We start from the raw sequence: 13,826 nt of genomic DNA on the forward strand, positions 1-13,826 counted from the left end.
GGCGGAGCTTTGTCGGCAGGAGAGGGCGATGGACAACACGGACAACACGGGCGCAGTCACCCGGCGTCGGCTGCTTCAGACGGCGGCCGGCGCCGCTTTGGTGGCGCCATTCGGCGGCTTGGCCGCGCAGGCGCTATCGCTGCGGGCCGCCCCGGAGATCGATCTGTCGCAGTTTCCGATCTGCCGGACGGCGGCCGAGGCGCCGGCTCTCACCGGCGCCCCGCGCAAGCTGAAACTGTCCTGGAATGCCGGTGCGGTCTGCCTGACGCCGGTGCCCGTGGCGATCGACCAGGGCTTCTTCAAGAAGTACAACCTCGACGTCGAGCTGATCAACTACTCGGGCTCGACCGATCAGTTGCTCGAGGCGATCGCAACCGGCAAGAGCGATGCCGGGCTCGGCATGGCGCTGCGCTGGCTGAAGCCGCTGGAGCAGGGCTTCGACGTCAAGATCGCGGCGGGCACCCATGGCGGCTGCATGCGGGTGCTGGCGCGCACGGATTCCGGGATCAAGACGCTCGCCGATCTCAAGGGCAAGGCCGTCGCCGTCGGCGATCTCGGCGGACCCGACAAGAACTTCTTCTCGATCCAGCTGGCGCGGCTCGGCATCGATCCGGTGAAGGACGTCGATTGGCGCGTCTATCCCGGTGCCGTCGTCAACGTCGCCGCCGACAAGGGCGAGACGCAGGCGTTCCTCGCCTCCGATCCGCTCGCCTATCTCTGGCTCAAGGACCCCGCCTATCGCGAGGTCGCCTCCAATCTCGATGGCGAGTATCAGAACCGTGTCTGCTGCATCCTCGGCCTGCGCGGCAGCCTGGTGCGCGAGGAGCCGCAGGTCGGCCGCGCCATCACCCAGGCGTTGCTCGATGCCGCGATGTTCACCGCGCAGAACCCGGTCGAGGCGGCGAAGTCGTTCCAGCCCTATGCGCCGAAGCAGGCGACGCTCGCCGATCTCGAAGGCATGGTGCGCTATCACACCCACCATCATCATCCGCATGGTCAGCCGCTCAAGCAGGAGCTGAAGGCCTATGCCGACGACCTCAAGATCGTCTCCGTCTTCAAGCCGAGCACCGACACCAGCAAATTCGCCGAGCGCATCTATGTCGACATTTTCGCTGTCTGAGGTCGCCTCCGGCGGCGTCGCGCCGAGCAGCGGGCTCGCCGACAAGCTCCGCGACGTCGCGCCCGGCATCGCCGTTGCGCTCGCCTGGGCCGCTTTCGGTGCGGCCTGTCTGGTCCGCGAGGATGTCGGCGACTGGTCCCGAACCACGGATCTCGCGATCGCGGCCTTTGTGATCGCCGGGCTCGTGCTCGTCGCGAGTGTCGCGGCCGCGCAGCTCGGTCGCGCCGGCTCGGCCCTGCGCAAGCGCAGCCCCTGGCTGCTCGCGCTCGGCGTGTTCCTGACGCTGTGGGAGCTCGCCACCGCCAAATACGGCTGGTTGCCGCTGCCGTTCTTCCCGCCGCCGCAGGCGATCATCGAGGTCTATACCGACGATCTGCCGAAACTGCTCGACAGCGTCATCGCCTCGATCAAGCTGCAGCTCGGCGGCTATCTGATCGGCGCGGCCACCGGCTTCATCACTGGCGTCTCGATCGGCTGGTCGACGCGGATCGGCTATTGGGTGCATCCGGTGCTGCGCTTCATCGGGCCGCTGCCGGCGACCGCCTGGCTGCCGATCGCCTTCTTCGCGTTCCCGACCAGCTGGAGCGCGTCGACCTTCCTGATCGCGCTCGCCACCGGCTTTCCGGTGACGGTGCTGACCTGGTCCGGCGTCGCCAGCGTGCCATCAGCCTACTACGATGTGGCACGCACGCTGGGTGCCAGGCCGTGGTTCCTGGTGCTGAAGGTCGCGATCCCCGCGGCGTTGCCGCATGTCTTCGTCGGCTTGTTCATGGGCCTCGGCGCTTCCTTCGCGGTGCTGGTCGTCGCCGAGATGATCGGCGTCAAGGCCGGACTCGGCTGGTACCTGCAATGGGCGCAGGGCTGGGCCGCCTATTCCAACATGTATGCCGCGCTGCTGGTGATGTCGCTGCTGTGCTCCGGCGCGATCACCTTGCTATTCAAGACCCGTGACCGCGTGCTGGTCTGGCAGAAGGGAGTCGTCAAATGGTAGCCGCAGCCGTTGCCGTCAGGACGCAATATCCCGGCGCGGCCATCGACATCGCCCATGTCGACCATGCCTTCGACGTCGACGGTGCCGAGCTGAAGGTGCTCGATGACGTCAGCCTGATCGTCGAGCCCGGCGAGTTCGTCGCGCTGCTTGGTCCCTCCGGCTGCGGCAAGTCGACCCTGCTGCGCCTGATCGCCGGACTCGACAAGCCGCGCAGCGGCAGCTTGCGCGAGGACGAGGTCAGCATCAGGGGGCCGCACCCGTCGCGCGTCGTCGTGTTCCAGGATCCGACGCTGTTTCCCTGGCGCACGGTGTGGGACAATGTCGCGCTCGGCCTCGAAGCGCAGGGCATCCTGAAGAAGCAACGTCATCGCGTCGATGCTGCGCTCGATCTCGTCGGCCTCACCGACTTCAAGAATGCCTATCCGCATCAGCTCTCCGGCGGCATGGCGCAGCGCGTCGCGCTGGCGCGGGCGCTGGTCAACGATCCCAAGGTGCTGGTGCTCGACGAGCCGCTCGGCAAGCTCGATTCGCTGACGCGGATCGCCATGCAGGCGGAGCTGGTGGCGCTGTGGCAGCGCAAGGGTTTTACGACCCTGCTCGTCACCCACGACGTCGAGGAGGCGCTGGTGCTTGCCAATCGCGTCATCGTGCTGAGCGACCGCCCGGCGCGCATCAAGGCCGACATCGTCGTGGACCGGCCGTATCCGCGGCATCGCGGCGATCCGCATCTCGCCGATCTGCGCCGGCAGATTCTCGGTCTCCTCGGGTTGGAAGCGACATGGTAGCCGTCATCGAAAGCCTCGCGCCACGCCAGACCGGCGCTGACAACGAGGACGAACTGATCGCACGCGCGCTGCGGCTGGTTCCTGTCATCGCCGAACGCGCGCCGGCGCATGATCGCGATCGCAGCTTTCCATTCCAGAACTTCACGGATCTGTTCGAGGCCGGCCTGCTGTCCCTGACCGTGCCGACGGCGCTCGGCGGTCATGGTGCGGGCGCGGGCCTCACGGCGCGCGTGCTCGGACTCATTGCCGAGGCCGATCCGTCGACGGCACTGGTCCTGGCGATGCATTACATCCAGCACTTCGTGATGGCGCGGAGCCAAGAATATCCGCCGCGGCTGGCCCGCAAGCTCCAGCGGGACTCGGTCGAGCGCGGCGCGCTGATCAACACCTTTCGCGTCGAGCCCGCGCTCGGTTCGCCGTCGCGTGGCGGCCTGCCGGAGACGATCGCGCGGCGCACAGAGACCGGCTGGCGGCTGAGCGGCCACAAGATCTATTCAACCGGCGCGCCGATCCTGTCCTGGTACTCGGTGTGGGCCAGGACCGACGAGTCCGAGCCGCGGCTCGGACTGTTCCTGGTGCAGGCAGGGCTCCCCGGCATCCGCATCCTGGAGACGTGGGACCATCTCGGCCTGCGCGCCAGCGGCAGCCATGATGTCGTGTTCGAGGATGTCGTGATCCCGCTCGACCACGAGATCGAGCTGCGCAAGCCCGCGGACTGGCGGGTGCAGAACCCGACCCAGGCGCTGGTTCATGCCGCCTTCGTCGGCGCGATCTATGACGGCGTCGCACGCGCGGCGCGCAACTGGATCGTCGACTTCCTCAGGACGCGGACGCCGTCGAGCCTCGGCGCGCCGCTGTCGACTCTGCCGCGTGCGCAGGAGGTGCTCGGCGCGATCGAGGCGCGGCTGCAGGTCAACGCGCGGCTGATCGAGAGCGTCGCGCGCGATTTCGACGACGGCCGGGTGGTCAGCCCGGTCGAGGGCAACATCATCAAGCTCACCGTCACCAACAATGCGGTGGCAGCAGTCGAGGACGCGCTGTCGCTGTCGAGCAATCACGGCCTCAGCCGTGCCAATCCGCTGGAGCGGCATTATCGCGACGTGCTGTGCGGCCGCGTCCACACCCCGCAGGACGACGCCACGCGCATCGCCGCGGGCCGTCTGGCGCTGGGACTCTAGGAACATAAGGAGACAGGACAGATGTCCGAAATCGAATTCATCGGCTTCATTTCCAACAACAACTCGTCCGAGATCATCGTCCGCCAGGGGCCGGTGCTCGATCCCGTTCACATCGAGACGGTGGCCAAGGCGCATGAGAATGCCGGCTTCGACCGCGCGCTCCTGGCCTTCCACTCGACCTCGCCGGACAGTTTGCAGGTGGCCCAGCATGTGCTCGTTGTCACCTCGCGGCTCAACGTGCTGATCGCGCAGCGGCCGGGCTTCACCTCGCCGACCCTGCTGGCGCGCCAGTTCGCGGTGCTCGACCAGTTCTCCAAGGGGCGCGTCGCGCTGCACGTCATCACCGGCGGCAACGCCAATGAGCTGCGCCAGGACGGCAACACGCTCGACGACAAGAGTGAGCGCTACGCCCGGACCAGCGAGTTCCTCGACATCGTCCGTGCCGAATGGACCAGCGAGAAGCCGTTCAGCTACGCCGGCAAGTACTACCAGGTCGAGAATGCGTTCGCGCAGGTCAAGCCGTATCGCAAGGAGGGCATCCGGATCTATTTCGGCGGCGCCTCCGATGCGGCGATCGACGTCGCGGGCAAGCATGCCGACACCTATGCGCTGTGGGGCGAGTCCTACGCGCAGGTGCGCGAGCAGGTCGCCCGCGTCAGCGCGGCCGCGGCGAAGCACGGCCGTCCGGCGCCGCGCTTCTCGCTGTCGGTCCGGCCGATCCTCGCCGACACCGAGGAGAAGGCCTGGGCAAGGGCGCAGGACATCCTGGAGCGCGCCACCGCGCTGCAGGACCAGACCGGCTACCGCAAGCCGGCTGATGGCCACGCCACCGACGGCGCCAAGCGCCTGCTGGCGATCGCCGAGCAGGGCAAGCGCGTCGACAAGCGGCTGTGGACCGAGATCGCCAAGCTCACCGGCGCCAACAGCAACACCACGGCGCTGGTCGGCACGCCGGAGCAGGTCGCCGAGGTGTTCGGCGACTATTACGACCTCGGCATCAGCCATTTCCTGATCCGCGGCTTCGATCCGCTGATCGATGCCATCGACTATGGCCGCGCGCTCATCCCCGTGACGCGCGCGCTGATCGCGCGCCGGCAGGGCGCCCGGGGCGTGGCCGCGGAATGAAGCGCGTTCTTCTTGCCGCGAGCCTTCTGCTCGCATTCACCGCCTCGGCCGTCGCGCAGGTGACCTTGCGCGTCGGCGACCAGAAGGGCAATGCGCGCGCCGTCATGGAGGCGGCCGGCGTGCTCAAGGACGTCCCCTACACCATCGCCTGGAAGGAGTTCGTCGCGGCGGCGCCGCTGCTGGAGGCGCTCAGCGCCGGCGCGATCGACACCGGTCTGGTCGGCGACGCGCCCTTCACCTTCGCGGCGGCCTCCGGCGTGCCCGTGAAGGCAATCGCCGCGATCCGCCAGACCCAGGAGGGATTGGCGATGCTGGTGCCGGAGACTTCGCCGATCAGGAGTTTTGACGATCTCAAGGGCAAGAAGATCGCCACCGGCCGCGGCTCGATCGGACACCAATTGGTGCTGGCGGCGCTTGAATCGCGCGGCTGGACCACCAGCGACATCCAGCTCATCTTCCTGCCGCCGTCGGATGCCAAGGTCGCCTACACGCAAGGCTCGGTCGATGCGTGGTCGACATGGGAGCCCTATGTCAGCCAGGAGGAGGTGCTGTTCAAGTCGCGCCGCGTCATCACCGGCGAGGGACTGACGCCAGGCCTGAGCTTCCAGGTCGCCACCCCCTCGGCGATCAAGGAGCAGCGCGCGGCGCTGGAGGATTTCGCGCAGCGGCTCGCCGCGGCCCGCGCCTGGTCGCTCGGCCACGTCGAGAGCTACGCCGAGACCTGGGGCCGGCTGATGAACATCCCGCCTGCCGTGCCGCTCAATTGGCTTAAGCGCGCCAAGGTCCGCATCGTCCCGATCGACGCCGCCGTCGCCGCCGACGAGCAGAAGACGATCGACCTCTACACGCGCACCGGCCTGATCAAGGAGCGGCTCGATGCAGGGGGAATCCTCGACCGGTCGTTCGCTACGGCCATCGCGAAGGGGGCTGGCCTTTAGCATTGCGTCCGCTAGGCCAGCCTGTGCCACCTGAAAACAACCAAACGGGCCGAAATGCGCCTTAACGCGATGGGCATTCGAGCAAGTACATGGGTCTTCGGCAATTTGTTGCGAAGCTGCACGTAGTAGCGCAACTGACCGCGCTGGCTGACATCGACGTAGAGATAGCGGCGCTCCGGTTGACCGGGCTTGTTGGTTCCTTTGACGCGCCGCATCCGCAACACTCCTCCGAGTGCGGCGACCGCCGCCTCATAGGCAGCATCGAACGCCCTCGTACCGTAGTCTTCGGCGATCCCGATCCGGCGTCCCTTGACGTACCAGCGCAACGATCCGGATTCGGAATAGTTGAAATAGAGGTACATGCGACGATCCCCGGGCGCGCGGGGATCGGGACGTTCGGTCTCGGGCATTGGCCGGCTCCGTGAACCAATGCCTGGAGTCTACGAATCCTCCGATTCGGCATCAACCGTGAAAGGTGCGTTTCACCCGCTTTCCGTGCCATTGAGACGGCGCGCAAGCGCCTCGGACGGCGTCCAGATCTCGTCGAAATTGATCTTTGGCTGACGGGTCGACTGAGCGCTCGAGGTCAGAGCAATCCTGATCACGCCGTCCGAATCGACGACGACCTCGGCCGCGCCGGCCTCCTTAGCGGCGCGAATCGCGCGCGCGATATCGGCCTGGGTAACCTTGGCTGGGCGGCGAGGCATCGAGGATCTCCATTCGATCTATGATCGCCGGCGCCTTTTTGCCTGTCATCATGATGGGCGCGGTATTGGAGGCCCGTAAGCTCGTCGCAGCCGCCTGGTTGACCGAGCACTGGAATTCGGCCCCGTTACTCCTGCGGTACGTCCTCGTCCTGATGATCGGAGCACTGATGGGCCTGAACGCTATAGGCGTATTCGGCTTCCTCACCCGCGCTCACCTCGACCATATGACATCTATAGATCTCACCCTTGCGCAGACGTCGAGGCCCGCCTCGCAATACAGAGCCAGAAGGTTGCGGACATTGACCGGCGTACTGCGCAGATCGACGCCGCTATCGACGAGTCCACACGCCTTGGCCGTCCGGTCGGCGCGATGACAATCGCTGACCAAAAGCGCCACGAACGAGCCAACATTGCCGCTGAACGCAGTCGCGAGTCGGAGTCGCTCGCGAACTTACAAATCGAAAGGGCCAGGATTCAAGCGCTGCGACGGCGCGCCGAGGCTGAAGTGGGACCGATCCGATACCTCGCCGAGTTGATGGGGATACCTGCTACCGACATTGAGCGAGCAGTCCGGCTGCTCACGCTGGCGCTCGTCGCCGTCCTTGATCCGATGGCAGTCACGCTCCTTCTCGCCGCCGGTCTTCACAGGCGTGCGCGTTCGTCATGACCATCGCCGTTTTATCTAGAACAACAAGTTCGCCTGCTCGCTTCAATCATGCTCGTTCGTGCAAACCTTTGAGCATGCTGAAGGCGTCAGCCATCCGGACCGAAGCCGCGGGCGGCAGAGATCGAGGCCGTGGGATCCGTGACTTTCAGTAGGCGATCGAGATGCGCTTTTTGGCGAGTTCGACAGCGAGGGCCTGTCTGAGCGCCGTGATGTCGTCCACCGGCCTGGCTCGCAGGTGATGGACTTCTTCCGCCGTGAACGGCTTGCCGCGATCGCGCGTGGGCGTGCCCCAGACGCGAAGGACGTAGTTCAGGAGATCCGCGGTCTCGCCATCAGGAAGGGCAGCATTCACAACGCCGGGTACGTTCGCAAGATAGAGCCGGCCCTGTTCACTGCCGGCGAAATGTCCGACGATGCCGGGAAAGGGCGGGATGCGTCCGACGGACGACCCTTCGCCATCGAGACCGTGGCAACCGGAGCAGTGCAGTCGATAGAGATATTCAGTGCTCTCTGCTGCCCGTACGCGTTCGATGGCGCCGATCGTGGTTGCTGCGATCAGGACAAGGGTCAGACATCTCATGGCATCAGGCCGGAACGGATCTGCTTGATCTCGTCATTGCCCGCCGGATGGCTGCGGGCGCGAGCGACGTCGGCGGCCTTGAGCTGGACCTTGGCACGGTTCAAGCGGAACACGTAATTGACCACGGCGGCGGTCGCTTCGTCGTTCAAACCCGGTTGGGGCGGCATCGCGCTGGTGATGGTCTCACCCCCTTCGAGCGGAAGCGTACCGGAAAGCCCGTTGATTACGACCATTGCGGGATAGTCGGGCCGCTTGGTCGCCGCGTTGGAGAGCACAGGCGAGACCAATGGCGGGGCCAGCCCGGGCGAGCCGACGCCGCCGACTTGATGGCAGGCCTGACAGGTCTCGGCGTAGATCTTGGCGCCGTCGGCAGCGAGCGCGATGCCAGGCCATGTCAATGCGGCGCAAGCGGCGAAGATTGCGGTTCTCATTTCTTGTCAGCCACGCCGACCAGCACCGACACCGTGCAGTGATACATGCTCTGGGTATTGGCCATGCACCAGTTGATGTCGTTGTGAACGCCCATTCGGTAGCCGGGGCGCTCGCCGACATTGCCGTTGCAGAGGCAGCGACCGCATGTGGTCTTGCCGCAGCAATCATTGTAGGAGACGAGATAGTCCTTGCCATCGGTCGGATTGTGGCAGGTGCCGACCCAGGTGACCTTCGACGGCTCGGCGCCCGGCGGGCAGGACGAGACGCTGCCGCCGCAGCACGAGCACAGGAAACCATCGAGCGCGCAATAGCGCCAGTAGTCGCAATTGACCTCGTTCGCATCCGGCTTCGACGTTCCTTCGGCATGAGCCTGCCCTGAACGATCGAAGGGCAGCACCGGTAACAGTGCTCCGCCCACCAGCAGTTTACCGATCCCGCTCAGCGCCGACCGTCGGCCGATGCTCTGCGCCGAGCGCCGGAAGGCCAGCTCCGCGGCCCGGTCGAAGGCCGCCATCAGCCTGTCGATGATGATGTCCGACATCAGCTTCTCCGCATGGGGCCGTGGCTAGTGGGCGGGGTGGGGCGCATCGAGATAGGACTGGATCGAAGCGATGCCGAGATCGCGGGCATTGAACAGGCTCTCGAGCTGCTCGCGGTTGTTGATCAATCCCTTGGCGCGCACCAGCCCGTTGCCGTCGATCAGCGCGGCGTAAGGCAGCCGGCTGACGCGGAACGCCATGCCGAGCTCGCGGGAGAGCACGAAGGGAAATTTGTCCAGCCGCCGCTGCGCGACGAAAGTTCGGTGCGCGGCCACGTCGCCGTCGCCGGCGAGGACCAGGTCCAGCCACGAACTTTCGGCTGCAGCGACGGAGGAGAGGATCGGCAGCAGTTTCTTGCAGACCGGGCAGGTCGGCGACAGGAAGAATACCAGCTGCGAACGGGGACCAGCGGCACCGACCGCGACGGCGCGACCGTCGAGCGCAGTGAGGTCGAAGCGCTGCACCTTTTCGCCAACCGAAGGGCCGGAGTCGGTCATGAGGGCCCCCATCGGGGAGATCCGTTCGTACAGAATGCCGACCTGGCGCGCCAGCGCGAACACCGCGATGGCCAGTCCGAGCACCAGGATACAGAGCAGGATGAATGCGACGACGAGACCGTCCATGGTCACCTCAATTGAACGAGCGGGAGTCGAGCCGGCGAATGACCGCCCATGTTCCGATGGTTTTTTCGGCCGTTGCGAGTAGCAGCAGCAGCACGAACACGGCCATTGGCCCGATCAGCATGTCGGACCAGCCCATTGGACGTGGCGATGTCTGCAGCATGATGGCGGCACTGACCGCGACCAGCACCGCATTTCTGGCAACGAGCGTCCAGCTGACGAGCTGGCCCTCGCCGCCGCAGCCGCATTCGATCTCGCTGCGACCTGCAATCAGGACTGCAGCCATGGCGAAGGCGTAAAGGCAGAGCAGCAGGGAGGCGAGGATGGCTCCGATCTGGCTTGCGGCAGGATACATCAGGCACCCAATCGCCGCGATTTCCGCCGCCAGCAGCAACGGCGCGGCGAGGGGAGCCAACGCCTCAGGCAGCAGACGATAGTCGCGCAGGTTCGCCACGAAGAGAGCGTAGCCTTGAACCTTCTCCAGCACCGCGCGTGCCAGCACGACGATGATGAAGCCGCTTGCCACCAGATGCAGAACGGGATCGAGCTGCCAATTCATCGGGGAGCCTCGACCAAAGCGGCGGTCTCGCCGAGCTTGATGTCCGCGGAGCGCGAGACCTTTCCAGTCGCATCGATCGTGAGGCGCTCGATCTTCTGGTCGACCGGATTGATCGCGAACAGCACTGTCGGATCAACGGCCGACAGTGTCAGTGATGTCAGGTTGCGAGCGGGCGAGCGCGCCAGAAGACGCTTGTTGCCGATGTCATAGGACCAGATCTCCGCGCTCGGATTCTTGTGTGCTCCGTCCTTGTCGTCCGAATGCATCAAGATGTAAGCAATCCGCGCTTTGGCGTCGACCGCAAAAGGCTGATAGCCGCCCGGCGCCCAGCCGGTCGCATCGGGCGGAATGACATCGAGCGTCTCGACGGCTGTGGCGCGCTCGCCCTCCAGCGAGACACGCAGTAGCTTGCCCTTGAAGCTCAGGAAAATGTAGCTGTCCTGGTCGTGCTCGGCGTGAATGAACAGAGGATCGGCGCCGGCATCGAACAGCTTACCGCTCACCTTACGGTCCGCGCTGCGCAGATTTGCCGTGATCGTGTATGTGCCCACCGTTCCGTCACCGCATAGGGTCGAAAAGCGCAGCGGCGTGGACAGTGCGGGATAGATGCCGAAACATCCAGGCGCCGGAGCCTCGAGCTGACGCTTGCTGTCGGGATCGACGATGCTGACAGAGGTTGCCGGGGTGGCGTTCTGAATGAACAGCAATCTGCCGTCGCTGGAGCGTTGGAACAGGCTGCGATAGCCGAGCGCCTGGGCACGTCGCGTCAGGATCGGAATTTCGTCGATCACCTTCAAGGTCTGGTCGTCGAACACCTGGATGACGTCGGTCCGTTTGCCGCGGGTGAGCCGCTCGTAAAAGGTCGTCGCGACATAGACGCGGTGCTTGTCGGGCGCCGCGACCATCATGCCGGCGAAGCCGGCTTCCAGCATTCCTTTGAGGCTGAGGTCAGAGGCATCGAGCACGTAGACGCGTCCATCGACCATGTGGGGAAGCGCGGGGTCGGCCACATAGACGCGGTTCATGGTCGCGGGAATCGTGCTGCTCGATGTCGCCTCCGGCTTGAATTCGGCCGCAGCGCACGGGCGGAGCATCAGCGCGAGCCCGAGCAGGGATATGAACGAAGACGACCTCATCTCAATCTCTCCGCCGCCGGGCCCCCAGTACGCCTACCCCGTCGCCTTTGCAGCAGCCAAGGCTGCGACGTGCTCCGGGGAGCAAAGCATACGATGGGACGCTCCGGCTCCGTAATGATGCATATGCATCATGATCAACGCCAGAGCTTTTCTTCGCCGACGAATTCGCTACCGGGCAGGGGGCCGGGACGCAGGAAGGCGGTCAGCACGTTGCGCATGATGGTTGCGACGTTGTTGTCGCCCCCTCTGACCGGCAGCGCCTGGCTCCAGGCGATGGAGCCGATCGATAGGCAGGCGCCGTTCGAGCCGGTCGTGAAATAGGTCATGTCGGCCCGGACCAGGGGATCCTGGGTACCGCCGCGGCCGGGGAACGCGTAGGTGATCTCCTCGGATACCAGCGGGTAATTGTCGGAATGCCCGTGCGACGAGGCGACCAGCAGCGTGTGCGGTGGCGTGCCCAGCGCCAGATCATAGCGGTCGATTTCGATTCCCGCCGCCCCGCCGAGCCCCAGCCCGAAATTGCCGATCTCTTCCCGGTCGCCGATGCCTTCGAACATCCATGCTATCAGGCGGTGAAAGGAATCCGGCATGCGCTCGAACGGCTGGCTTTCGTCCATGCCCTCGGAGGTGAAGCCGACGCCGACCAGCTTTTGCGGGGCCCGGCCGCGGGAGCGCCACAGCCCCGACCGCTCGCCGGTGCTGACGAGATAGGCTTCTCCCGGATCGGCCTGCCAGGCCCGCGAGCCGTTGTCGAGCTTGCGCACTTCCATGCAATGCGGCTCGTCCTCGCGCAGCCCCGACACCCAGTAGTAGCCGTTGCCGCCGGCATAGATCAGGCGGCCGCCCGCGCGCAGATAGTCCTCGGTGCCGTCCATCATCCGCTCGGAATAATATTCGGGATGGGTGCAGTTGATGACGGCGCGATAGGGGTGCAGCGCGGCGGCGCCTTCGGCATGCAGATCGTGGTCGGTGAGGATCTCGAAATCGTAGCCGGCCTGTTGCAGCCACCACAGCAGCGACAGATCGGCCGGAAGCCCCCAGGTGACGCCGGTCGCGGCATTGCGATGCCGCGGCCGCATGTTGATGATCGGCCGGCGCCAGGACGAATAGCAGCACCCCGACCCGTCGGAATGGTGATCGTAGGTCGACAAGCCGAATTCCTGGAGCTTGTAGAAGTCGATGTCAGCCTCGCTGAAGATCGGCGTGTGAGCGGTGATCGCCTGCGCGATCGGCGCATCGAAGCCGAGCCGCTCGTTGGCATAGGCGAGATACGTGAAGGTCGACATCAGGACCGCCAGCGGCGCGCGCGGCGTCGCCGCCCGGACGAAGAACGGGATGTGGTCTTCGCTCTCGCCGGCCCGGAGCCGCAGCGCGTAAACGCCGCTCCTGAGATCGTTCGGAATCCGCAGCGTCACGGTTGGCGACCAGCGGCAGTCGGTCAGCGCATCATCGCGGAAGGCGATGCCGCCGTACTGGTTGGGATCGAGACGAAAGCTGTCCTCACGTCCGGCCCAGTTCCAGCCGGTCATGCCGCGCACCGGCCGGTTGACACCGTGCGCATGCAGACCATGCGGTCCGACATCGGTGATCGTGTCGCCGATGCCACGGTCGGTGTAGCCGGCGCTCGTGTCCCAGCGGGCGATGATCGCGTCGGTGGACGGCAGCTCGCCTTGCGCCAGGGCGGCGATCGCCTCAGGCGGCAAGGCCGTGTTGAGGATTCCGGGGCGGTCGATCTTGCCTGAATAGAGCATCCCGACGAAGCGGCCGCGGCGATCGTTCTCCTCGCTCGCGCCCGCCCACAGAAACGGGACCGACTCGTCGGGCGCCTGGGGCATCACGCGGAAGGTCTCGGCGACGCGGGAATCGTAGTCGATCGGCACCACGAGGCCGAGCAGGGAGTTGTAGCGATTGACGACGCCGATCTGATGGAGTCGGGCCTCCAAGGTGGCGGCATTGAACGTCGCCGCCACGAAGTACCAGGCACGGGGACGCAGCGGCACCTCGGCGGTCACATGGTCGATCAATTCGCCATTGCCGACCCAGAACTCGAGCCGGCCTTCGGTGTTGATGCCGATGCCATAGCCCTTGCCGGACATGATGTCCCAATTCGACAGAATGGCCTGGCGGCTGCCGCCCGGCCGGGTCGGAAAGATGAAGCCATAGACGGTGAAGTCGCCCGCGGGAACGAGGCGCCGGGAGATGTCCTCGACGACGGCGTGGGCGCCGACCTGGGTGAATTGGCGCCGGACGTTCAAAGTGGCCGGAATTTCGCAATCGACCTCCTCTTCGAGGAAGCCGGGACCGTCCGGGTGTTCGTCGCCGTGAACGAGACGAACCAGGCGGACGTCAACGGTGTCGGTCCCTTCGGCCGAGATCATGAAGGACAGGGTCTCGCCCTGCTTGACTGTCCAGGGGTCGCAATAGCCGTAGAGCTTCTTCTCTGCCATGG

The 13,826-nt window shown here is 65.6% G+C and carries 16 protein-coding genes; 7 read left to right on the top strand and 9 right to left on the bottom strand.

All coding sequences use genetic code 11. The features are described 5' to 3' along the window. Nucleotides 1–28 precede the first annotated feature (28 nt). Genes QXZ94_RS06840 through QXZ94_RS06865 form a run of 6 tightly spaced genes read left to right on the top strand, consistent with a single transcriptional unit; the run spans nucleotide 29 to nucleotide 6,137 of the window. Nucleotides 29–1,120, top strand: a complete 1,092-nt coding sequence (locus QXZ94_RS06840) for an ABC transporter substrate-binding protein (protein ID WP_315719773.1) — start codon at nucleotides 29–31, stop codon at nucleotides 1,118–1,120. Further along, nucleotides 1,098–2,111: an ABC transporter permease gene (locus QXZ94_RS06845; protein WP_315719774.1), complete on the top strand. Its 1,014-nt coding sequence runs from the start codon at nucleotides 1,098–1,100 to the stop codon at nucleotides 2,109–2,111. Before QXZ94_RS06840 ends, QXZ94_RS06845 begins: the two co-directional genes overlap by 23 nt. Further along, nucleotides 2,105–2,896 (top strand): ABC transporter ATP-binding protein, encoded by a 792-nt coding sequence (locus tag QXZ94_RS06850; RefSeq protein WP_315719775.1) that lies wholly within the window; start codon nucleotides 2,105–2,107, stop codon nucleotides 2,894–2,896. Before QXZ94_RS06845 ends, QXZ94_RS06850 begins: the two co-directional genes overlap by 7 nt. After that, on the top strand, nucleotides 2,890–4,074 hold the full coding sequence (locus QXZ94_RS06855) for an acyl-CoA dehydrogenase family protein (protein WP_315719776.1): 1,185 nt from the start codon (nucleotides 2,890–2,892) through the stop codon (nucleotides 4,072–4,074). Before QXZ94_RS06850 ends, QXZ94_RS06855 begins: the two co-directional genes overlap by 7 nt. 21 nt (nucleotides 4,075–4,095) lie before the next feature. Then, nucleotides 4,096–5,199: an LLM class flavin-dependent oxidoreductase gene (locus tag QXZ94_RS06860; RefSeq protein ID WP_315719777.1), complete on the top strand. Its 1,104-nt coding sequence runs from the start codon at nucleotides 4,096–4,098 to the stop codon at nucleotides 5,197–5,199. Next, on the top strand, nucleotides 5,196–6,137 hold the full coding sequence (locus QXZ94_RS06865; RefSeq protein WP_315719778.1) for an ABC transporter substrate-binding protein: 942 nt from the start codon (nucleotides 5,196–5,198) through the stop codon (nucleotides 6,135–6,137). Before QXZ94_RS06860 ends, QXZ94_RS06865 begins: the two co-directional genes overlap by 4 nt. 11 nt (nucleotides 6,138–6,148) lie before the next feature. Here the strand turns inward: QXZ94_RS06865 and QXZ94_RS06870 are convergent, their stop codons facing one another. Next, nucleotides 6,149–6,499 (bottom strand): hypothetical protein, encoded by a 351-nt coding sequence (locus tag QXZ94_RS06870; protein WP_315719779.1) that lies wholly within the window; start codon nucleotides 6,497–6,499, stop codon nucleotides 6,149–6,151. Nucleotides 6,500–6,619: 120 nt separating this feature from the next. Next, entirely contained in the window at nucleotides 6,620–6,844 is a 225-nt protein-coding gene (locus QXZ94_RS06875; protein WP_315719780.1) for a hypothetical protein, read from the bottom strand. Between the two features lie 370 nt (nucleotides 6,845–7,214). Here QXZ94_RS06875 and QXZ94_RS06880 point away from each other — a divergent pair, with 370 nt between their 5' ends. Beyond that, the gene (locus QXZ94_RS06880; protein WP_246739043.1) at nucleotides 7,215–7,511 is read left to right on the top strand and encodes a hypothetical protein; all 297 of its coding nucleotides are present in this window, start codon (nucleotides 7,215–7,217) and stop codon (nucleotides 7,509–7,511) included. A gap of 145 nt (nucleotides 7,512–7,656) precedes the next feature. Here the strand turns inward: QXZ94_RS06880 and QXZ94_RS06885 are convergent, their stop codons facing one another. The 7 genes from QXZ94_RS06885 to QXZ94_RS06915 form a co-directional block, all read right to left on the bottom strand. Next, nucleotides 7,657–8,091: a hypothetical protein gene (locus QXZ94_RS06885; RefSeq protein ID WP_315719781.1), complete on the bottom strand. Its 435-nt coding sequence runs from the start codon at nucleotides 8,089–8,091 to the stop codon at nucleotides 7,657–7,659. Continuing rightward, nucleotides 8,088–8,522: a cytochrome c gene (locus tag QXZ94_RS06890; RefSeq protein ID WP_315719782.1), complete on the bottom strand. Its 435-nt coding sequence runs from the start codon at nucleotides 8,520–8,522 to the stop codon at nucleotides 8,088–8,090. Before QXZ94_RS06890 ends, QXZ94_RS06885 begins: the two co-directional genes overlap by 4 nt. Beyond that, nucleotides 8,519–9,064 (bottom strand): methylamine dehydrogenase light chain, encoded by a 546-nt coding sequence (locus QXZ94_RS06895; protein WP_315719783.1) that lies wholly within the window; start codon nucleotides 9,062–9,064, stop codon nucleotides 8,519–8,521. The genes QXZ94_RS06890 and QXZ94_RS06895 overlap by 4 nt, the downstream gene beginning before the upstream one ends. Nucleotides 9,065–9,088: 24 nt before the next feature. Beyond that, nucleotides 9,089–9,685, bottom strand: a complete 597-nt coding sequence (gene mauD / locus QXZ94_RS06900; protein ID WP_315719784.1) for a methylamine dehydrogenase accessory protein MauD — start codon at nucleotides 9,683–9,685, stop codon at nucleotides 9,089–9,091. 7 nt (nucleotides 9,686–9,692) lie between these two features. Next, a complete protein-coding gene (locus tag QXZ94_RS06905; RefSeq protein WP_315719785.1) occupies nucleotides 9,693–10,241 on the bottom strand; it encodes a MauE/DoxX family redox-associated membrane protein in 549 nt (182 codons plus the stop codon). Beyond that, the gene (locus QXZ94_RS06910) at nucleotides 10,238–11,377 is read right to left on the bottom strand and encodes an amine dehydrogenase large subunit (protein WP_315719786.1); all 1,140 of its coding nucleotides are present in this window, start codon (nucleotides 11,375–11,377) and stop codon (nucleotides 10,238–10,240) included. Before QXZ94_RS06910 ends, QXZ94_RS06905 begins: the two co-directional genes overlap by 4 nt. A 134-nt stretch (nucleotides 11,378–11,511) precedes the next feature. Beyond that, the gene (locus tag QXZ94_RS06915) at nucleotides 11,512–13,824 is read right to left on the bottom strand and encodes a N,N-dimethylformamidase beta subunit family domain-containing protein (protein WP_315719787.1); all 2,313 of its coding nucleotides are present in this window, start codon (nucleotides 13,822–13,824) and stop codon (nucleotides 11,512–11,514) included. Nucleotides 13,825–13,826: the final 2 nt, after the last annotated feature.

It is taken from the genome of Bradyrhizobium sp. SZCCHNS2022, assembly GCF_032377575.1.
GTDB lineage: Bacteria > Pseudomonadota > Alphaproteobacteria > Rhizobiales > Xanthobacteraceae > Bradyrhizobium > Bradyrhizobium aeschynomenes.